Consider the following 20,205-nt stretch of genomic DNA (forward strand, 5'->3'; position numbering starts at 1 on the left):
TCGAGATTATCTTCTGAATATCGCTGCCTGAAAAAGTTAACTACACTCTTATCGTTGATAAAGAAAAGAGGGTGAATCGCGTATTACGACACACCCTCTTTCTCATTTATTCCGCCGACAAATCAATCGACTTGTCCCAATGAATTTCCGTATTCCATTTCGCCCTGAACCACGAAGAATACATCGTCGGGGTCGAAAGGCCCCATGCCGTCTTTCTTGGACTCTTTGACTATGTAGTTTACAATTTCATCCTGGTCGATGTTGATGTAACCTTCGTCATCAGGTTGAGCGTCCAGACAACCACTGGTGGTATAATAGTCTACTATCAAGTCGAGAATGTAATACAGATCGTCGTCCGTAAACTTCTCTTTCAGTTCCTGAGGCAAATAGTTCTTTATAAACTCGATGGTCTTTTCATCGTCCTCATCTTCCAACAAGAAATCGTCATCCATACTCATAGTCGTAATGCGATTTTAAATGATTATTTCAATAAAGCTTCTACTTTTTCCTTCAAGGCAGCCTTTGTAGTAGCACCTACCTGCTTGTCGACTACTTTACCATCCTTGATAAAAAGTACGGTAGGAATGTTACGTACGCCGAACTGTGCAGGAAGATCTGCATTGTCGTCTACATCGCACTTACCGATGTTTACTTTATCTTTATATTCTTCTGCCAGTTCTTCAATATAAGGAGCAATCAGCTTGCAAGGTCCGCACCAAGTTGCCCAGAAATCCAAAACTACTGGTTTACCCTCAGCTACAATAGCTTCAAAATTGTCATCTTTAATATTCAATGCCATAATTCTAGTTGTTTAGTTATTTAATTATATACGCAAATATATACTAATTTATTTTATAGTCCAACAATGGCTGACTTTTTAAATAATTTACTATGTCTTTTCTGACGGATATTTTCAGCGTGCGTGACATAAGGTTGACATGCATCTGTCCGTCCTCGTCGCGGATATAGAAGAACAGTTCGGCATTGCCCGGATTTTCTTTCACCAGCGAACTGAATTCCATAATCATTTCGTCGTTGATGGCAGAGAGCGGTGCCGTCACCGTAAGTTTCTCTATCAAGCGGTCTTTCACCTCGGGCAACAGTTCGATGTTGTTGATCTTTATCTCCCATTCGTCCTGCTTCCACTGGCGGGGCTGACACTTGCCATGCATAAACAAGAACATTCCTTCGGCAAAAAAGTTTTTCTTTTCCACCCATTCATTGCCAAAAAATGCAAATTCGGCTGTTCCCGAATAGTCTTCCACCTTTGCTACACCGAAAGGTTTTCCGGTTTTGGTATATCCCTCACGCACGCCGGTAACAATACCTCCCAGCGTCAGGTCGTGGTTCTGCAACGGAGTCAAGTCGGAAAGCTGTGCCATGTGTGTGGTGCAGACATTTTCCAGTATCACCGAGAACTCATCCAGCGGATGGGCAGAAAGATAGATACCTACCAGTTCACGTTCCTTGTTCAGGCGTTCCAGATCGCTCCATGCCGGCGCACGGACTATTTCGGGAGTAGCGATTTCCACTTCATGCTCGCCGCCGAACAAGGAATTGGCAGCAGCAGCCCTGTCCATCTGATACTTGTTTCCGTAACGCACCAGCACTTCGACAAAGGTTTCGTCCTTGGCATTCTTCACGAAGAAATCCTCTCGATGGATGTTCGGGAAACTGTCGAAAGCTCCAGCCAAAGCCAGATTTTCGATGTTCTTACGGTTGCATGCCGAAAGATTCACACGCTGTACAAAGTCGAATATATCTTTGAAAGGTCCGTTCTTTTCGCGCTCTGCCAGAATACTCTGAACAGCCGACTCACCTACTCCCTTGATGGCTCCCAGTCCGAAACGGATATCTCCATGACGGTTTACAGAGAACTTCAGACTACTTTCGTTTACATCAGGTCCCAGCACGTTGACACCCGTCGCTTTGCTCTCGTCCATCAGCTTGGTGATTTCGGTGATGTTCGAAATGTTACGGCTCATGGTAGCTGCCATGTACTCTGACGGATAGTTGGCTTTCAGGTAAGCCGTCTGATAGGCAACCCACGAGTAGCAGGTAGCATGCGACTTATTGAAGGCGTAGGAAGCAAACTTTTCCCAGTCGGCCCAGATCTTTTCCAGAATCTTCGGGTCGTGACCGTTCTTCTTTCCTCCCTCGATGAACTTAGGTTTCATGTGATCCAGCTTGTCGCGCAGCTTCTTACCCATCGCCTTACGCAAGGCATCCGATTCGCCTCGGGTAAAGTCGGCAAGCAGACGCGACAGCAACATCACCTGCTCCTGATAGACCGTAATACCGTATGTATCTTTCAGGTATTTCTCCATGACCGGAATATCGTATTCGATAGGCTTGCGTCCCTGTTTACGGTCGATAAAGTCGGGGATATAATCCATAGGTCCCGGACGATAGAGGGCGTTCATGGCAATCAGGTCTTCGAACGTGGTAGGCTGAAGTTCGCGCAGGTACTTCTGCATACCCGCCGATTCGAACTGGAACGTACCGATGGTCCGACCATCGCTATACAACTTATAGGTAGCCGGATCGTCAATCGGAATTTCATCGATATTCAGAATAATGCCTTTACTCTGCTTGATATTCTCGAGTGCCTCCTTGATGATGGAAAGCGTCTTCAGTCCCAGGAAGTCCATCTTGATCAGTCCCGTATCTTCGATGACCGAACCTTCGTACTGCGTAACCAGCATCTTCTCGCCGGTTTCCTTATCATCAGCCGTGCTGACCGGCACCCAGTCGGTGATATCGTCACGACAGATAATGGTACCACAGGCATGCACACCCGTATTGCGGACGTTACCTTCCAGCATCTTGGCATACTTGATAGTATCGCGGAGCACAGGGTCCGACGAAACCTCGGCAGCTTGCAACTCGGGTACATAGGCTATGGCATTGGGCAAGTTCAGTTTCTTGTCGGGAATCTTGTCGGGCACAAGCTTACACAGACGGTCGGATTCCGAAAGCGGCAGTTTCTGTACACGTGCCACATCCTTGATGGCAAGCTTGGTCGCCATCGTACCGTATGTAATAATATGAGCAACCTTTTCCTGTCCGTACTTTTCGGTTACCCAGTTCAACACACGTCCTCGACCGTCATCATCGAAGTCGACATCGATATCAGGCAAGGAGATACGGTCGGGATTCAGGAAACGCTCGAACAGCAAGTCGTATTTGATAGGGTCGATCTGCGTGATACCCAAGCAATAAGCCACTGCCGAACCGGCAGCCGAACCACGTCCCGGTCCTACAGACACATCGAGCTGATTGCGGGCAGCAGAGATAAAGTCCTGCACAATCAAGAAGTATCCCGGGAAACCCATGGTCTTCATGATATGCAACTCGAACTTGATACGCTCTCTCACCTCATCGGTCAGGTGTTCGCCATAACGGCGGCGTGCTCCATCGTATGCCAGTTTTGACAGATAATCGGCTTCCAGCTTGATACGATACAGTTTCTCGTAACCTCCCAGACGTTCAATCTTTGCCTTTGCCGCAGCCTCGTCCATAACGACATTGCCGTTTTCATCCTGCGTAAATTCATCGAACAAATCTTTCTCGGTGAATTTCTTGCGGTATTCTTCCTCAGTACCAAAATCTTCGGGAATGGCAAAGGTAGGCATGATAGGTGCATGATCGATGGAATAAAACTCTACCTGATCGCAGATATCGCAGGTATTGGTCAGTGCTTCGGGCACATCGGCAAATACCTCGTTCATCTCCTCACGGGTTTTCATCCATTCCTGCTTGGTATAAAGCATACGGTTCGGATCATCCAGATCCTTACCGGTACTCAGACAGATCAGACGGTCGTGTGCTTCGGCGTTTTCTTCATCTACAAAGTGTACATCGTTCGTGCAGACCAGCTTGATGTTGTATTTTTTCGAATACTCCATCAGCTTCTTGTTGACCACTTCCTGCAACTTATAAGTTTCGTGGTTCGCCCGTGGCACGGTAGCCTTGTGGCGCTGCAACTCGAGGTAAAAATCGTCGCCGAACAGATTCTTGTACCACTGAATGGCTTCTTCCGCTTCGGCAAACTGTCCTGCCGTAATGCGGCGTGGAATCTCACCTCCCAGACATGCCGAGCAGATAATCAGTCCCTCGTGATATTTTTCGAGTTCCACACGGTCGGTACGCGGACGCATGTAAAACCCTTCGGTCCATGCCTTCGATACCAGCTTAATCAGGTTGTGATAGCCTTTCAGGTTCTTGGCAAGCACCACCAGGTGATACCCGCTCTGGTCAGCCTTACCCTCCTTGTCCGTCAGGCGCCGGCGTGCCACGTACATTTCACAGCCGATAATTGGCTTGAACAGTTTTTTCTTGGCAGCTTCCAGTTGCTCCCGACATTCAGCCAGTTCAGCTTCCGGATTTTCCGACTCGGCTTTTCCGCTTTCCAGTGCGGCAATCTTTTTCTTTAAATCTTTTATCTCGCCATTTGTTCCCCCATTCTTCTTGTTCACATAGTTGAAAAACTCCTTTATACCGAACATATCGCCATGATCGGTTACGGCAATGCCTCGCATCCCGTTGGCAATCGCCTTGTCTACCAAACGGGGAATTGATGCCTGACCGTCCAGAATAGAATATTGGGTGTGGACGTGCAAATGAACAAAATCGTGCATATTTTCATTATTAAAAACAGAGTTCAAAGATACCGAGGTTTCGGAGAACAAACAAAAACAAACGAATAAAGTTATCGTTCATGAATACTTTTTAGCAAAAAAAAATGTAAAGAGGTAATTCTAACGGTTGTTTATTTGGCAGGTTTTTAAATTAAGTATATTTTTGCACGATAAAATGTAACTTTGTTATGACCGGATTAAACAAAATAAAAAAAATAAAGAAAATAAGATTACACCGGGAAGGTACTCACATTCTTGTAACCAGCGCACTTTTATTGCTTCTTATCAATGCTGCATTATACTGGGGAATAGAGTGTAAAATACCTTTCTACATCATAGCTTTTGCCAGCATCATCCTTTATCTGCTGATGGTAAATTTTTTCCGCTGCCCGATCCGTCTGTTCGGCGGTGACACGGAAAAAATTGTTGTAGCTCCGGCAGACGGACGTATCGTTGTTATCGAGGAAGTGGATGAACATGAATATTTCCACGACCGCCGACTCATGATTTCTATTTTCATGGATATTACAAACGTTCATGCCAACTGGTATCCGGTAGATGGCGTGATTCGTCATGTAGATCATCACAACGGACGTTTCATGAAGGCATGGCTTCCTAAGGCAAGCACTGAAAACGAACGCTCGATGGTGGTCATCAACACTCCGGAAGGACATACCGTCATGGCACGACAGATTGCAGGAGCCGTGGCACGTCGTATCGTAACATATGCCGAAAAAGGAGAAGATTGTTACATCGATGAACATATGGGATTCATCAAATTTGGCTCACGTGTAGATGTATACCTGCCACTGGGAACAGAGGTATGTGTAAAAATGGGACAGAAAACAACGGGTAACCAGACCGTCATCGCTAAATTAATGTAAGGAGGAACATAGATATGGCACATGCAATTGTCCGTAATATTCCTAACACGATAACTTGCTGTAACCTCTTTTCGGGATGTATTGCAGCTTATATGGCATTTCAAGGCAACTACAAGCTGGCTTTGACATTTATTGTTATCGGAGCTGTATTCGACTTTTTCGACGGAATGACGGCACGTTTGCTCCATGTATCCTCTCCTATCGGCAAAGAACTCGACTCACTGGCCGATGATATCACTTTCGGACTGGCACCGGCCGCTATCGCCTTTTCCTTGTTCAAGGAGGTGCATTATCCGGATTTTCTGATGCCGCTGGCTGAAATCATGCCATATACAGCGTTTCTGATAGCTGTCTTTTCAGGACTACGACTGGCTAAGTTTAATATCGACAGCCGACAGACAAGTTCTTTTATCGGCATGCCAACTCCTGCCAATGCGTTATTCTGGGCTTCCCTGTCAGTAGGCGGACATGCATTTGTGGTTTCCGACAGTTTCAATGCAATATACCTGTTCATCCTGGTTGTTGTCATGTCACTGTTGCTGGTTGCCGAACTTCCTATGTTTTCATTAAAGTTCAAAGATTTATCGTGGGGGCACAATAAGATAAGCTATATCTTCCTGATTGTCAGCATACCCTTGCTTGTTATTTTCCAGTTGAGTGGCATTGCGGCGGTTATTGTCTGGTATATTCTTCTCTCACTGATAACTCGTAAAAAATGATAAAACAATAATCGTGGCACGGTTGTTGTTATTTTACTACCAAAAACAATAACTATGTTTCATATTTTAGGATTTATATTTTTCTTCGTTCTGATTGTTCTTGTCCTCGGAGTGGCTGTACTTTCTAAAATCATTCGTACAGTATTCGGTCTGGGACGCCGCATGACAGGAAGTTCCTCTGCTCAAAGTCATTCGCAAAACCAGCGCAGTTCCTCATCCAATTATCGCTCTTCCGACAATGATGAGTCACAGCAGTCTGCCCGGAATGCCTCAGGACGCAAAAAGATTTTCGACAGTGATGAAGGCGAATACGTTGACTTCGAGGAAGTAAAGGAATAATAAACCGATTACAACTTTCACAATATAAGCATATGCGCAGCAAGAATGGAATATTTTTGCTGCCTAACAAAATAGAGAAAAAACAAAGATTCCCCGCTTAAAAGGTTTCTTTCATTGCAAGACAAACTTTTAAGCGGGGAATCTTTGTATGCGATCGACTGAATGGACTCTTTATTCTTCGTCTACTACATCCTGTATAGGCATTTGACGCTTGATTGCTTCACGGAAAGATATAATGGTTTCCGAGCGTGACAAGCCCAGCGGCTGTAATTTATCGTGGATGATATTCAGTAAATGATGATTATTCTTTGCGTAAATCTTGATAAACATGTCATACTGTCCGGTAGTGTAATGACATTCTACCACTTCGGGAATACGCTTCAGAGCTTCTGTCACCGAATCAAACTGTTCGGGGTCCCGCAGGTATAACCCGATGTAAGCACAAGTTTCATAACCGATCTTTTCGGGATCTATAATGAACTCGGAACCTTTCAGTATTCCTAAGTTGGTCAACTTCTGGATACGCTGATGAATCGCAGCACCTGATACATTGCAAGCACGTGCCACTTCCAGGAAGGGAATACGGGCATTGTCGGCAATCAAGCGCAAAATCTGTTTGTCTAAACAGTCTAATTGATGATGTCCCATTGATGAATTTTTAAATTTGTACAAATATAGTATATTTATTCCATACGAGGGATAGCAATTGTAACTTTTATCATTGTTTTAGCACTAAATTGGCAGATAGTCCTATCTTTGTAAAAAAATTAAATCTTTTGGTTTTATGAAAAAAAACATATTGGCTGCATTATTCATTTCGGCTTTTGTTCAGGCTGGCGGATATGCACAAAACTTCAACGACTTCTTTATTGATAAAACCCTGAGAATAGACTATTTATTCAACGGAAATGCACAGAAACAGGATATCAGCCTCGATGAACTGGTTTCACTTCCCGGATGGGCCGGAAGAAGAAATTTCCTGAGCGAACTGCCGCTGGAAGGAAACGGAGAAATCACCATGCGAGATAAAGCTACAGGAGAAGTTATCTATCGTACTTCATTCTCCAGTCTGTTTCAAGAATGGATCAGCGAGGAAGAGGCAAAACACGTGACAAGAGGATTCGAAAATACATTCTTGCTGCCTTATCCTAAACGCCCGGCTACGGTAACCATCGAACTGAAGAATGCCTACCGCAAATCTTGTACTTCGCTGACACACGACATTGATCCGAAAGATATCTTGATACACCAGCGGGGGATGTCACAGGTGACTCCTCACCGTTACCTGACCAAGAATGGTACTCCCGACAAATGTATCGATCTTGCTATTATGGCAGAGGGGTATACGGAAGAAGAAATGGATGTTTTCTACAAGGATGCTCAAGCTGCTTGTGATGCGATATTCTCACACGAACCGTTCAAAAGCCTAAAGGAACGCTTTAATGTCGTAGCCGTAGCAACTCCTTCGCACGACAGCGGAGTCAGCATACCCCGAAAAGGAGAATGGAAGAATACGGCTGTCAGCTCACATTTCGATACGTTTTATTCCGACCGCTACCTGACAACCCGCAGCGTAAAAGCTATGCACAACTGGCTGGCAGGTATACCTTACGAACACATTATTATCTTAGCCAATACCGATACATATGGTGGAGGAGGTATTTACAACTCTTATCTGCTTACTACGGCTCATCACCCGATGTTCAAACCAGTTGTTGTACATGAATTCGGGCACAGTTTTGGAGGTCTGGCCGACGAATATGCATACGATACGGCTCCCAGTCCGCTATATCCTTACACAATAGAACCCTGGGAACCTAATATCACAACCTTGGTCGACTTTGATAGTAAATGGAAGGATATGGTACCAGCCGGTACCCCTGTACCGACACCTGCAGAAACTGATTCGACTGCCATTTATACCAAAGTCGGAGTTTACGAAGGTGGAGGATATACACTGAAAGGTATCTACCGTCCTACTACCGAGTGCAGAATGAAAATCAACGAAGCGCCTTGTTTCTGTCCGGTATGCGAACGTTCGCTTGAGAAAACAATTCATTTCTATACCGACTAACCATTAATCTATGTTGACACTTACAAAAATTCAGACTAATCACTCCCTCTACAACTTCGTAGAGGGGCTTTTGCATCAGTCATTTCCCGTAGACGAACGTAGGGATGATGATGTACAACGATATAATACCGACCATAATCCGGCTTTCAATTGTTATCTGATTACAGATGAAGAGGGAGAAAACGAAACAGCTATCGGCTTAATCACCGTATGGGAACTGAATGGATTTCGCTATGTAGAGCATCTGGCAACTTCCCCCAAAGTACGCAACAAAGGTTATGGAAAACGTATTATGGAAACACTCAAAGACGAATTTCCGGGTACCATCATTCTGGAAGTAGAACGACCTGAAGATGAAATGAGTATCAGACGAATTGAATTCTACAAACGATGTGGTTTCTCTCTCTGTTTACAGGATTATATACAACCTCCCTACCGAAAAGGAGGCAACAACCTTCCTCTTTACCTCATGTATTCGGGTACAGCCAGTATCGATGAACAATATCCGGAAATAAGAGATGAAATTTACCGAAAGGTTTATGACGTAAAATAACAGCAGGAAAATCTGACAATGCATGACGTTTCTTAAAAAGCGGTCATTTACCTGAGAAGGAAAATTCTAAGGGATGATAAATAGACCGGACTACACTACAGCATCGAAAAAATGATTCGTCTTGTCAAAAGTCCCATAAAAACGAAAAGAGGCTACTCCCATAGGAGTAACCTCTTTTTTTAGCTTTATGGTTGAACTATTACTGACGCTGTGTAGCAGAATAGTTAATCTTCAAAGCATAAGCCTGACGAAGAGCCTGTTTTACTTCTGTAACAATACCCATCTTAGTCTTTGCATCGACCTTCAATGAAACTGTCATAAACGGCTTATCAGATTCTTTCATATTTTCACGTTCCTGATAGATGTAGTCCTGAACCTCTGATGCTTCAGCGAACTTATCATTCAACTGAATACGATCGGTAGTACCCATCTTCTTCTGGTACTCTGGCAAAGGTTTACCAATATAAATGAAAGAAACTAATGATTTCTTTTCAAGCTTTTCCAATTCTGTAGCAGCAGGAACCTTAAACTGTACTTTCAGCGTAACCTCACGCATGCTTGTTACAATCATGAAGAAGAACAACATGGTAAAAATAAGGTCAGGCAAAGAAGAGGTGTTCAATTCCGGCATCTCGCGCTTACCACTCTTATTAAATTTTCCCATGATTAGTTACCTCCATACTTTTTAGGTTCTGCTTCAGAAATCTTCTGTGGATAGTATTCCATGATAGCATCTTTCTGTTCTTCAGAACATTCAGAGAACTCCTTACCAAACTGAGCCTTAGCCAGCTCGTTACGTAATTCATTGTAAGCAGCTACCAATTCGTTCTGAACCTGAAGATAAGCATCATAGCTAGTACCAACGTCGTTCTGTACAGAAATTACATGTTTTTCAGTTATCATTACATCACCAAAGAAAGGAAGAGTCTTCGCATGTTTTTCCGGCAAGTTTGGATCATCCTTCAGGTTAGCAATGAATTCTTTAGCCTTTTCTCTTAATTGCTTAATATCAGACCATTCTCCACCAACCATCAACTGGTCGTCTTTGTTCAAACGAACCTGGAGAACGTTTCTTTCCTTAACAATAATATCATCTTTCTGATCTTTGTTTTCTGGTGGAGGCGGCAAACGTCTCGCCAAACCACGGTCAGTATCCATTGATGTTGTAATAAGGAAGAAGATAAGCAACATAAAGGCGATATCTGCCGTTGAACTTGCATTAATTCCCGGCACTTTTCTATTCCTTTTTGCCATTTTTACTTACTTCGTTTTTAATTTATTAAACTTCAATGTTATGATATTATCTCTTAAAGATACCAGACAAGTTAACCAATGCACCGATTGCAGCGATAGCAAACAATACATAAGTAGAATAAAGGAACATATCTGTTACTTTCAGCATAGTAGCATCTGAGTATTCAGAGCCATCACCTAAAACTACAGTTTCAGAAGAACCTACATTGTAAGTAACGATCAACAGAACTACCAACAGAATCAATCCCAGTAAAGATTTGATAGCACCTTTTGGATTATCTTTCAATGCGCCACCAAACTGAGCGATAGCACCAATAAGTGTAGCAACAACAGTCACAGCAAACATTCCGTACATCAAGTACATCAGTGCTGGCGTATTAGCAGGTTCAAGCAAACCTGCAGCATTTGTTTCGTTGTATCCTACTCCGAAGAACATGCCGAGCACAACCAATATAAGGGCGATGCAGACATAGAATACGTAGTAAGAAACTTTGTATGATAATTTAGCCATTGTTCAATAATTATTTTTTGTATTTCAAGTTGTATTTCATGATCATATCAAGCAAAGTGATAGAAGAATCTTCCATCTGGCTTGTGATAGCTTCAATCTTAGAAAGAATGTAGTTATAGAATACCTGAAGAATCAATGCTACAATCAAACCGAAGATAGTAGTGATCAACGCAACTTTCATACCACCGGCAACAACTGTCGGAGAAATATCACCTGCACGCTGGATGTTATCGAACGCCATAACCATACCGATTACAGTACCCAAGAATCCCAAAGACGGAGCCATTGCGATGAACAGTGTAATCCAAGAACATCCTTTTTCAAGGTAACCAGCCTGAACACCACCGTAAGATACTACAGAACGTTCAACAACGTCCAAACCTTCGTCGATTCTCATCAAACCCTGATAGCAGATAGAAGCAACAGGACCACGAGTGTTACGGCAAACAGTCTTAGCACCTTCTACATCACCTTTTTCCAAAGCAGCTTCAACTTTAGCCATCAATTTCTTAACGTCAACTTCAGCCAAGCTCAAGTAAATGATACGTTCAATACAGAAAGCCAAACCAAGTACCAATGCGATAGCTACCAATGACATGAAGCCTGCATCACCTTCGATAAACTTAGTCTTCAACTCTTTGTGCATACTTCCTTCTTCAACTGTAGCAGGAGCAGCTTCGTCTGTTGTTTCAGCAGGAGCAACCTGTTCTGTTTGTTCTGGAGCTGCTGTAGCTGTAGAATCCTGAGCCATAGCTGTCTGAGTCATTCCGAATGAGAGGACTCCCATCACTGCAAGAATTGCAAATAACTTTTTCATTGTGTGTCTAATTTTTAAGATTAAATAATTAATAGTTATAAATTGTTTTTAATTGTTTCTTCATTTTTTCCTTGCGGAGAGAACGGGATTCGAACCCGTGATACGCTTTTGGCGTATACACGCTTTCCAGGCGTGCCTCTTCAACCACTCGAGCACCTCTCCTCATGACCTCGTCTGAAGCCTTTCTCTTAAATCGAACGCAAATTACAAATAAAAATGCGAACGACAAGCGATTTCTGCCACAAATGTATTCTTTTTTTTCGTCTTACATAACATTCATTCGCCAAAAGTTTAGTTATAGCCCTAAAATTAATAAACTTTAAAAACTATTCTTGGCATTTTTAAAAACTTTGAGCGCGTTTTCTGAAGTTATCCGACCGATTTCCGCCATTGGAACGTCATACACCTCACACAGCTTTTCCGCTATTTTTACCAGGTATGCACTTTCATTACGCTTTCCTCTATAAGGAACCGGTGCCAAGTAAGGAGAGTCTGTTTCCAGTACAAGACGGTTCAAAGGTACAGATTTCAGAACTTCCGGCAAAATACTTTTCTTAAAAGTTACAACACCGTTTACCCCTAACATAAATCCGGAATATTCCATCAGCTTAACAGCATCTTCTTCTGTTCCGGTAAAGCTGTGAAAGATACCGGTCAGCGAGGTGTTGCGATAAGGTTCCAAAACTTCGAGCAGTTCAGGATAGGCTTCACGGCAATGAATAATTAACGGCAAATCGAATTCAAGTGCCCATTTTACCTGAATATCGAATACCTCCATCTGTTCCTTCCGGAAAGTTTTATCCCAGTACAAATCCATTCCTACTTCGCCAATGCCATAAAATGTCTGCTCCGAACGCAACCATTTTTCGACAACAGCCAGACGTGTTTTCCAATTTTTATCTACCGAAGTAGGATGAAACCCGATCATCGGATAACATGCGTCGTGTGAGTTACATAGTGCCAGCATAGCTTCTACCGAGGTATCATCAATATTCGGCATAAACAAGCGTGTCACTCCAGCCTCCCCGGCACGAATAATCGCCAGTTCACGGTCGCAGTCAAACTCTTCAGCAAATAAATGTGTGTGAGTATCGATTAAAGTTACCATATATTTTAATTATAGATTACGATTCATTAATCCAAGTACAAAATCTGCCAAGTTCTTCTTATACGAAGTATCTACTCCTACTTCATTCAACAAGCATACGCTCTCCTTATAATATTCGTCAATTTTATCCCGACAAATATTCCGAACCCCTACCTTATTATATATAGTAGTTACAGCTTCTATTTTTTGAGCAGGCTCGTAATGCTCAGCCTTCAGCCAATTCTGCAAACAATCCCGTGTTTCTCCGTCGGCCTTTTCTAAAGCCGTAATCAGCATAAACGTTTTTTTGTTGCACAAGATATCACCACCGATATTTTTTCCAAAAACCTTCGGATCGCCATAAACATCCAGATAATCATCCTGCAACTGGAAAGCGAGTCCCGCCTTTATACCAAAATCATAAAGCAACTGCGCATCCTTTTCTGAAGCACCTCCCAGTATGGCACCTATTTTCAGTGCACCGGCAAGCAAAACGGATGTTTTCAGACGAATCATTTCCATGTATTCTTCAACCGTCACATCCTCCCTGAGTTCAAACTCCATATCCCACTGCTGGCCGTCGCACACTTCCAGAGCTGTACGCGAAAAGACTTCCATCACCTGCTTCATACATGCTTGCGGACACCCTTGCATCATGAACTGATAAGAAAGAATCAGCATGGCGTCACCCGAAAGAATAGCCGTATTTTCATCCCATTTTTTATGAACGGTAGGCTTTCCACGGCGCATGTCCGCCTTATCCATCAAATCATCATGCAAAAGTGTAAAATTATGATAAGTCTCAATTGCGGCTGCCTGAGAGAATATCGTTTCCACATCCTCCTTAAACAAATTATATGCAAGCAACATAAGTACCGGACGAAGACGCTTGCCACCCAATCCAAGTACATATTCTATCGGATCATAAAGTCCTTTTGGATCGTGTGAGTAAGGTAACGATTCTATATATGCATGAATCTGGCTCAGTAATTCTTTTGAAGTTTGCTGCTTCATGATTGTTTCTTTTAGATTATAAATAAAATTTTTAGGCACGGATACACAGCCTTAACATCTGTGCAATCCGTGCCTAAACAATATTATCTCGGAAAAGCTTACTGCAACTTAAATGTTACAGGCACTGTATATTTTACACGTACAGCTTTACCACGCTGCTTACCTGGTTTCCACTTCGGCATCATCTTGATCACACGGAGTGCTTCCTTATCCAGATACGGGTCTACACTACGAACAACAACCGGGTCAACGATAGAACCATCCTGGTTTACGACGAACTGAACGATAACACGTCCCTGTACACCATTTTCCTGTGCGATAGTCGGGTACTTGATGTTCTTAGCCAAGAACTTCAAACATTCACCCATACCACCCGGGAATTCCGGCATTTCCTCTACAACCTGGAAGATCTGCTGTTCTTCAACTTCTTCCTCTTCTACTACTTCAGGAACATACTTGATATCAACAGCTTGACCTTTATCCTCGTTTGACTGGATAGTAGATTCCTCTACGTTTGCATCGTTATCAGCGATCTGCAAAACTTCTTCTACTTTCGGAGCTTCGGGGGGAGGAGGAGCTTGTTTAGGTTCTTCCTGTTCGGTGATAGGCACCATTTCCTCTTCAAAAGGCACATCTACGATACCACTATCGGCAGTGATCACGACATCACGTTTGGTCCATTCAAACGCAACGAACATTGCTGCCAATATCAGCACGAGCCCGACCAGAAACCATGTGGTTTTCTTGCCTTCAAGATCGGCTTTCGGCGATTTTTTAATTTCCATAAAAATAATTTTATAGGTTTATAAATTCTCTGTTCCGCAAATGTAGTTCAAATCTTCGAATTTGCAACAAGATAAGGATAAAAAATTGCAAAATAAATATACGACACATCATCTGTCACGAAAATAGAGTATCTTTGAAAACTGATTTTTATTAACGCTATATATAATATAAGGTATGAACAAAATCATTATCGCAATCGACGGATTCTCTTCCTGCGGCAAAAGCACCATGGCAAAGGACCTTGCCAAAGAAATCGGTTATATATACATCGACAGCGGAGCTATGTACCGGGCTGTCACTCTCTACTGTATCGAACATGGATTATTCCATGCCGACGGAAGCATCGATGAGGAAAAGCTGAAAGGACAAATGAACGAAATTCATATTTCATTCCAACTGGACGCTCAAAGCGGACGCCCCCATACTTTTCTGAACGGAACTGACGTGGAAAACCAAATACGTACACTCGAAGTTTCTTCACATGTGAGCCCCGTAGCTGCATTGGGATTCGTACGCGAAGCACTGGTACGCCAGCAACAGGAACTGGGTAAGGAAAAAGGTATCGTAATGGATGGACGAGATATCGGTACGGCTGTATTCCCCGATGCTGAACTGAAGATATTCGTAACAGCATCGGCCGAAATCCGCGCACAACGCCGCTACGATGAACTGAAAGCCAAAGGACAGGAAGCGTCCTTTGAGGCAATCCTGCATAACGTAGAAGAACGTGACCGTATCGACCAGACACGGGAAGTTAGTCCCTTGCGCAAGGCTGATGATGCGATATTGCTGGACAACAGCCACATGAGTATCGCAGAACAGAAAGAATGGCTGATGAATCAATACTTGCGGGCAACTCATGCGTAAAGTAGAAATAGATGAAAGTTCCGGCTTCTGCTTCGGAGTGACAACTGCCATCCGGAAAGCCGAAGAAGAACTGGCAAAGAGTGATACACTCTATTGCCTGGGAGATATTGTGCACAACGGACGTGAATGTGAACGATTAAAACAACTGGGACTGAACACGATCGACCACGATGAATTCGCACAGTTACAAAATGTAAAGGTACTGCTTCGGGCGCATGGAGAACCTCCCCTCACCTATCAGCTTGCCCAACAGAATAATATCGAAATCATTGATGCAACCTGTCCCGTAGTGCTCCGCCTGCAAAAACGAATCAAACAGGAATTCGATACTCCCAGTCCGGAAGGACGGGAAAAGCAGATTGTCATTTTCGGGAAAAACGGACATGCAGAAGTACTGGGACTGGTAGGACAAACCAACGGACAGGCTATCGTAATAGAAAATCTGGCTGAAGCCGAGAAACTGGATTTCAACAAAGATATCCGGTTGTATTCGCAGACGACCAAGTCACTCGACGAATTCCGCCAGATCGTAGCTTACATTCAGGAGCACATTTCTCCCGATGCTACTTTCCTATATTACGATACGATATGCCGGCAAGTAGCCAACCGTATGCCTGATATCCGGAAATTTGCTGCAGAACACGACCTGGTATTCTTCGTCTGCGGACATAAAAGTTCGAACGGTAAAATTCTTTTTCAGGAATGTCGGAAAGTGAACCCTAATTCATACCAGATAGACCGTCCGGAAGAAATAGACAGGAACCTGCTAAAAGATGCACAATCTATCGGTATATGCGGAGCAACCTCTACCCCGAAATGGCTGATGGAAGCATGCCGGGAAACAATTTTGTCATACGCATAACATCCAAAAATAGTGACTTTTATTTGCTTGTAAATTAGTTTTTTAATACTTTTGCGCCATCAAGATTAAAACGAACAAATAACTTATGGGAACTATTAAATGTATTGGCATCTTGACTTCAGGTGGTGATGCTCCTGGAATGAATGCTGCAATCCGCGCCGTCACCCGTTCGGCTATATACAACGGACTGACCGTAAAAGGTATCTACCGTGGATATAAAGGTCTTATTACCGGTGAAATTCAGGAATTCAAAACCCAAAATGTCAGCAACATCATACAGCAGGGAGGTACAATTCTGAAGACAGCACGCTGTCAGGAATTCAAAACCCCGGAAGGACGTAAGATAGCTTACGAAACTATGCAGCGCGAAGGCATCGATGCACTGGTAGTTATCGGTGGAGATGGATCGCTGACCGGAGCACGACTGCTGGCACAAGAGTTTGACGTACCTTGTATCGGACTGCCCGGAACCATCGACAACGACTTGTACGGTACCGACACAACTATCGGCTACGACACTGCCTTAAATACGATTCTTGATGCTGTCGACAAAATTCGTGACACCGCAACTTCACACGAACGCTTGTTCTTCGTTGAGGTTATGGGACGCGATGCCGGTTTCCTGGCATTGAACGGTGCCATCGCAGCCGGAGCTGAAGCAGCCATCATTCCCGAATTCAATACAGAAGTCGACCAGTTGGAAGAATTCATCAAAAACGGATTCCGCAAATCGAAGAGCAGTTCTATCGTATTGGTTGCCGAAAGTGAAATTACGGGTGGAGCAATGCATTATGCTGAACGTGTAAAGAATGAATATCCGCAATACGATGTACGTGTTACTATTCTGGGACATCTGCAGAGAGGTGGTAAACCTACTGCACACGACCGTATCATTGCCAGCCGAATGGGTGTAGCCAGTATACAGGCCCTGATGGAAGGACAACGTAATGTGATGATTGGAATAGAAAACGACCAGATTGTTTATGTTCCATTTACAAAAGCCATCAAAAACGACAAGCCTATCGACCGCGAACTGGTCAACGTACTTCACGAATTGTCTATCTGACAACAAACGATACAAAAACAAAAATCACCTTGTAGCAGTGTGCAACAAGGTGATTTTTTTATATATTTTCACGGCTTATTTCATCATTTCACCAGCCTGATACCGTTATCTTCCAGTAATATCAGCCGTTTTTTATACAATTCGCCTACAGCTTTCTTAAAGGTCTTCTTGCTTACACCAAACGTATTGTATATTATTTCGGCATCCGTCTTGTCATTTACCGAGGTATAACCGTCATTGTCTTTTATATACTGCAACAGAACTTCTGAAAAGTCATCTACCTTCTTCACACCTTTCTGCTGAAGTTCAAGATCAATCTTACCATCCTCACGTACTCGCTTCACATACGCACGCAAGTGCATGCCCAACTCCAAAGGCTGGAAAATCTCATTATGGAAAAGCATTCCCGAAAATTTATTATCCACTATTACCTTAAATCCCAGGTCCGTCTTCTGCCAGACAAGTATACTTACCTCTTCACCCGGAGTATATTCAGGACGTTCCTTCGACAAATAGCGTTCCACCTTAGCCGATGCTACAATACGGTAGCTTTCATCGTCCAGATGAACATGTACCACGTAGCGTCCGCCTTTCTGCATCTTGGCCTTCTGTTCGCGGAAAGGTACAAAAAGATCCTTCATCAGTCCCCAGTTCAAAAATGCACCAAACTGATTAACCCACGCAACCTCAAGACAGGCAAATTCCCCAACCTGTACATAAGGTTCCAGTGTAGTGGCAACCAGACGTTCGTCCATATCGAGGTAAATAAACACATTGAGTACATCTCCCGGTTTACAGCCTTCTGGCACATAGCGCTTCGGGAGCAATATTTCACCATCCTCATCACCATTGAGGTACATGCCGAAGTCTACTTCCTTTACAACCTCCAGCTGATTATATCTTCCTAACTGTATATGACTCATAACTATTCTTTATTTCCGTCAAAGATAACACAAAAAAGTAATATACCAGCTTCCCGCAAAGATTTTACTTTCCAAACATATCATTATATCCAAACCAGCAAACCAGACTTTCTTTCAGACAAAGCCCCAAGAATCCCAACGCAAGGCTTTCTGGAAGACACATCACCGTGCGAAAGAGAAAATTTTGTAATATGCATCTTAAAAAAAATTTTTAGATAGGTTATAAGTGGAAAAACCGACAAAATTGTTTTACTTAGCAGAATAATTAAATTTTTATCCTATGAAACACTCTCTTTTCACCATGGGAATCGTAGCAGCCGCACTTGCCATCGCTACCCCTTCGTGTACTACCCAGCAACAGCCTACAGAAATTACATGGGGCACATTCAACATTCGTTATGACAATCCCGCCGACAGCCTGAACAACTGGCAGTACCGGAAAGACAATGTAGCCGAATTCATTAAAAAACAGGGCATTGACATAGTAGGTATGCAAGAAGTACTTTATAATCAGCTGGAAGACCTGAAATCGCGTCTGCCCGAATATGCCGAAGTCGGTGTAGGACGTGAAGATGGTAAGACAAAAGGCGAGTATGCGCCTCTGTTCTACAAGAAAGACCGTTTCGAAGTACTCGACAGCAACACATTCTGGCTGTCACAATATCCCGATAGCGTAGGTTTCATCGGATGGGACGGAGCTTGTACCCGTATCGCAACTTGGGCAAAACTGAAAGACAAGAAAAACGGAAAAGTATTTATGGCTGTCAATACTCACTTCGACCATGTAGGAACAGAAGCCAGAAGAAAAAGTGCTCTGCTTATTATCGAAAAAATCAAGGAGATTGTAGGCGACCAGCCTGCTGTGCTGACGGGCGACTTCAATGTATCCGAACAATCGGAAGCATACGAAACCATCACAACCAATGAATTTGTTCTGAAAGATGCCTACAAGGAAGCGGCACAACGAGAGGGAGTAAGCTACACCTTCCACGATTTCGGGCGTATCCCTGCCGACTCCTGCGAAAAGATTGATTTTATCTTTGTCACTCCACAAATAAAAGTACAAGACAGCTACATTCCGCAGGAAGCCAAACAGGCAGGCGATTTCCTTTCCGACCATAATCCGGAAGTGGTTCACCTGTCGTTCTGATACTCCTTATTTTATCATACCGTCTATCATGTGAATGGTACGGTCAGTCTGCGCCGCCAGTTCTTCATCATGGGTAACAATGACAAAAGTCTGTCCCAGCTTATCGCGCAAATCGAAGAACAGGCGGTGCAGTTCTATTTTATTCTGTGTATCCAGACTGCCCGACGGTTCATCGGCAAGTACCACCGCAGGATGGTTTATCAATGCCCGAGCTACTGCCACACGCTGCTTCTCACCGCCCGAAAGTTCCGCCGGCTTATGAGAAGCACGTTCCGACAGTCCGAGAAAGTCGAGCATCTCAGCAGCCTTTTTCTTCGCTTCAGAAGCCGATACACCCTGAATCAGCGCAGGTATCATTACATTCTCCAGTGCCGTAAACTCCGGCAGAAGCTGATGAAACTGAAACACAAATCCGATTTCTTTATTTCTGAAAGCAGAAAGTTCCTTCTCCTTCAACCGGTTGACCTCTGTACCATTCAATATAATCCTTCCGCTATCAGGCTTATCGAGCGTACCCATAATTTGCAGCAAAGTCGTTTTTCCGGCTCCGCTGGGACCTACGATACTCACCACTTCTCCTTTATTTATAGTCAGGTCGATTCCCTTCAGTACATGCAGCGAACCGAAACTCTTGGTTATTCCTTCCAACTGAATCATAG

General features: G+C 43.5%; 22 protein-coding genes and 1 tRNA gene. 9 read left to right on the forward strand and 14 right to left on the reverse strand.

Going from position 1 to position 20,205, the window contains the following annotated elements:
• Nucleotides 1-122: 122 nt before the first annotated feature.
• Genes ACZM60_RS09020 through dnaE form a run of 3 tightly spaced genes read right to left on the reverse strand, consistent with a single transcriptional unit; the run spans nucleotide 123 to nucleotide 4,640 of the window.
• The gene (locus tag ACZM60_RS09020; protein WP_021971576.1) at nucleotides 123-458 is read right to left on the reverse strand and encodes a hypothetical protein; all 336 of its coding nucleotides are present in this window, start codon (nucleotides 456-458) and stop codon (nucleotides 123-125) included.
• 23 nt (nucleotides 459-481) lie between these two features.
• Nucleotides 482-799 (reverse strand): thioredoxin, encoded by a 318-nt coding sequence (gene trxA / locus ACZM60_RS09025; protein WP_021971577.1) that lies wholly within the window; start codon nucleotides 797-799, stop codon nucleotides 482-484.
• A gap of 43 nt (nucleotides 800-842) precedes the next feature.
• Entirely contained in the window at nucleotides 843-4,640 is a 3,798-nt protein-coding gene (gene dnaE / locus ACZM60_RS09030; RefSeq protein ID WP_489521326.1) for a DNA polymerase III subunit alpha, read from the reverse strand.
• 188 nt (nucleotides 4,641-4,828) lie between these two features.
• Between dnaE and ACZM60_RS09035 the strand changes: the two genes are divergently transcribed.
• From ACZM60_RS09035 to ACZM60_RS09045, 3 genes are read left to right on the forward strand one after another with little or no spacing between them, the layout of a single operon-like run.
• Complete coding sequence (locus ACZM60_RS09035) at nucleotides 4,829-5,524, forward strand: phosphatidylserine decarboxylase family protein (protein ID WP_489521327.1); 696 nt, start codon at nucleotides 4,829-4,831, stop codon at nucleotides 5,522-5,524.
• Nucleotides 5,525-5,538: 14 nt separating this feature from the next.
• Nucleotides 5,539-6,243 carry a CDP-diacylglycerol--serine O-phosphatidyltransferase gene (pssA, locus tag ACZM60_RS09040; RefSeq protein ID WP_340318982.1) on the forward strand — a complete coding sequence of 235 codons (705 nt, stop codon included), beginning with the start codon at nucleotides 5,539-5,541 and terminating at the stop codon, nucleotides 6,241-6,243.
• 54 nt (nucleotides 6,244-6,297) lie between these two features.
• On the forward strand, nucleotides 6,298-6,582 hold the full coding sequence (locus tag ACZM60_RS09045) for a DUF4834 family protein (RefSeq protein ID WP_489521328.1): 285 nt from the start codon (nucleotides 6,298-6,300) through the stop codon (nucleotides 6,580-6,582).
• Nucleotides 6,583-6,753: 171 nt separating this feature from the next.
• Here the strand turns inward: ACZM60_RS09045 and ACZM60_RS09050 are convergent, their stop codons facing one another.
• Nucleotides 6,754-7,230 carry an Lrp/AsnC family transcriptional regulator gene (locus tag ACZM60_RS09050; protein WP_489521329.1) on the reverse strand — a complete coding sequence of 159 codons (477 nt, stop codon included), beginning with the start codon at nucleotides 7,228-7,230 and terminating at the stop codon, nucleotides 6,754-6,756.
• 136 nt (nucleotides 7,231-7,366) lie between these two features.
• On the opposite strand from ACZM60_RS09050, the gene ACZM60_RS09055 reads away from it, so the two are divergent.
• Complete coding sequence (locus ACZM60_RS09055) at nucleotides 7,367-8,656, forward strand: M64 family metallopeptidase (RefSeq protein WP_489521330.1); 1,290 nt, start codon at nucleotides 7,367-7,369, stop codon at nucleotides 8,654-8,656.
• A 10-nt stretch (nucleotides 8,657-8,666) separates the two neighbouring features.
• Complete coding sequence (locus tag ACZM60_RS09060; RefSeq protein WP_021971584.1) at nucleotides 8,667-9,209, forward strand: GNAT family N-acetyltransferase; 543 nt, start codon at nucleotides 8,667-8,669, stop codon at nucleotides 9,207-9,209.
• A 199-nt stretch (nucleotides 9,210-9,408) separates the two neighbouring features.
• Here the strand turns inward: ACZM60_RS09060 and ACZM60_RS09065 are convergent, their stop codons facing one another.
• The 8 genes from ACZM60_RS09065 to ACZM60_RS09100 all read right to left on the reverse strand — a co-directional run bounded on the left by ACZM60_RS09065 (nucleotide 9,409) and on the right by ACZM60_RS09100 (nucleotide 14,677).
• Nucleotides 9,409-9,873, reverse strand: coding sequence for an ExbD/TolR family protein (locus tag ACZM60_RS09065; RefSeq protein WP_021971585.1), 465 nt, complete (start codon nucleotides 9,871-9,873; stop codon nucleotides 9,409-9,411).
• A gap of 2 nt (nucleotides 9,874-9,875) precedes the next feature.
• Nucleotides 9,876-10,463, reverse strand: a complete 588-nt coding sequence (locus ACZM60_RS09070) for an ExbD/TolR family protein (protein WP_489521331.1) — start codon at nucleotides 10,461-10,463, stop codon at nucleotides 9,876-9,878.
• Nucleotides 10,464-10,509: 46 nt separating this feature from the next.
• Nucleotides 10,510-10,974 carry a hypothetical protein gene (locus ACZM60_RS09075; protein ID WP_489521332.1) on the reverse strand — a complete coding sequence of 155 codons (465 nt, stop codon included), beginning with the start codon at nucleotides 10,972-10,974 and terminating at the stop codon, nucleotides 10,510-10,512.
• A 10-nt stretch (nucleotides 10,975-10,984) separates the two neighbouring features.
• Nucleotides 10,985-11,791 (reverse strand): MotA/TolQ/ExbB proton channel family protein, encoded by an 807-nt coding sequence (locus ACZM60_RS09080; protein WP_340318978.1) that lies wholly within the window; start codon nucleotides 11,789-11,791, stop codon nucleotides 10,985-10,987.
• Nucleotides 11,792-11,865: 74 nt separating this feature from the next.
• Nucleotides 11,866-11,953: transfer RNA gene (locus tag ACZM60_RS09085), tRNA-Ser, on the reverse strand.
• A gap of 157 nt (nucleotides 11,954-12,110) precedes the next feature.
• Nucleotides 12,111-12,899, reverse strand: a complete 789-nt coding sequence (locus ACZM60_RS09090) for a TatD family hydrolase (protein ID WP_418586144.1) — start codon at nucleotides 12,897-12,899, stop codon at nucleotides 12,111-12,113.
• Nucleotides 12,900-12,908: 9 nt separating this feature from the next.
• The gene (locus ACZM60_RS09095) at nucleotides 12,909-13,892 is read right to left on the reverse strand and encodes a polyprenyl synthetase family protein (protein ID WP_489521333.1); all 984 of its coding nucleotides are present in this window, start codon (nucleotides 13,890-13,892) and stop codon (nucleotides 12,909-12,911) included.
• 98 nt (nucleotides 13,893-13,990) lie between these two features.
• The gene (locus ACZM60_RS09100; RefSeq protein WP_489521334.1) at nucleotides 13,991-14,677 is read right to left on the reverse strand and encodes an energy transducer TonB; all 687 of its coding nucleotides are present in this window, start codon (nucleotides 14,675-14,677) and stop codon (nucleotides 13,991-13,993) included.
• A gap of 175 nt (nucleotides 14,678-14,852) precedes the next feature.
• Between ACZM60_RS09100 and cmk the strand changes: the two genes are divergently transcribed.
• The 3 genes from cmk to pfkA all read left to right on the forward strand — a co-directional run bounded on the left by cmk (nucleotide 14,853) and on the right by pfkA (nucleotide 17,473).
• Nucleotides 14,853-15,545, forward strand: a complete 693-nt coding sequence (gene cmk, locus ACZM60_RS09105; protein ID WP_021971205.1) for a (d)CMP kinase — start codon at nucleotides 14,853-14,855, stop codon at nucleotides 15,543-15,545.
• Entirely contained in the window at nucleotides 15,538-16,407 is an 870-nt protein-coding gene (locus tag ACZM60_RS09110) for a 4-hydroxy-3-methylbut-2-enyl diphosphate reductase (protein ID WP_418586151.1), read from the forward strand. Before cmk ends, ACZM60_RS09110 begins: the two co-directional genes overlap by 8 nt.
• A gap of 85 nt (nucleotides 16,408-16,492) precedes the next feature.
• A complete protein-coding gene (gene pfkA / locus ACZM60_RS09115) occupies nucleotides 16,493-17,473 on the forward strand; it encodes a 6-phosphofructokinase (protein WP_021971207.1) in 981 nt (326 codons plus the stop codon).
• A gap of 83 nt (nucleotides 17,474-17,556) precedes the next feature.
• On the opposite strand, the gene ACZM60_RS09120 is transcribed toward pfkA, so the two are convergent.
• Nucleotides 17,557-18,396 carry a CvfB family protein gene (locus ACZM60_RS09120; RefSeq protein WP_489521335.1) on the reverse strand — a complete coding sequence of 280 codons (840 nt, stop codon included), beginning with the start codon at nucleotides 18,394-18,396 and terminating at the stop codon, nucleotides 17,557-17,559.
• 280 nt (nucleotides 18,397-18,676) lie between these two features.
• Here ACZM60_RS09120 and ACZM60_RS09125 point away from each other — a divergent pair, with 280 nt between their 5' ends.
• On the forward strand, nucleotides 18,677-19,546 hold the full coding sequence (locus tag ACZM60_RS09125; RefSeq protein ID WP_489521336.1) for an endonuclease/exonuclease/phosphatase family protein: 870 nt from the start codon (nucleotides 18,677-18,679) through the stop codon (nucleotides 19,544-19,546).
• Nucleotides 19,547-19,552: 6 nt separating this feature from the next.
• Here the strand turns inward: ACZM60_RS09125 and ACZM60_RS09130 are convergent, their stop codons facing one another.
• The gene (locus tag ACZM60_RS09130) at nucleotides 19,553-20,203 is read right to left on the reverse strand and encodes an ABC transporter ATP-binding protein (protein ID WP_489521337.1); all 651 of its coding nucleotides are present in this window, start codon (nucleotides 20,201-20,203) and stop codon (nucleotides 19,553-19,555) included.
• Nucleotides 20,204-20,205: the final 2 nt, after the last annotated feature.

It is taken from the genome of Phocaeicola sp., from assembly GCF_057861905.1.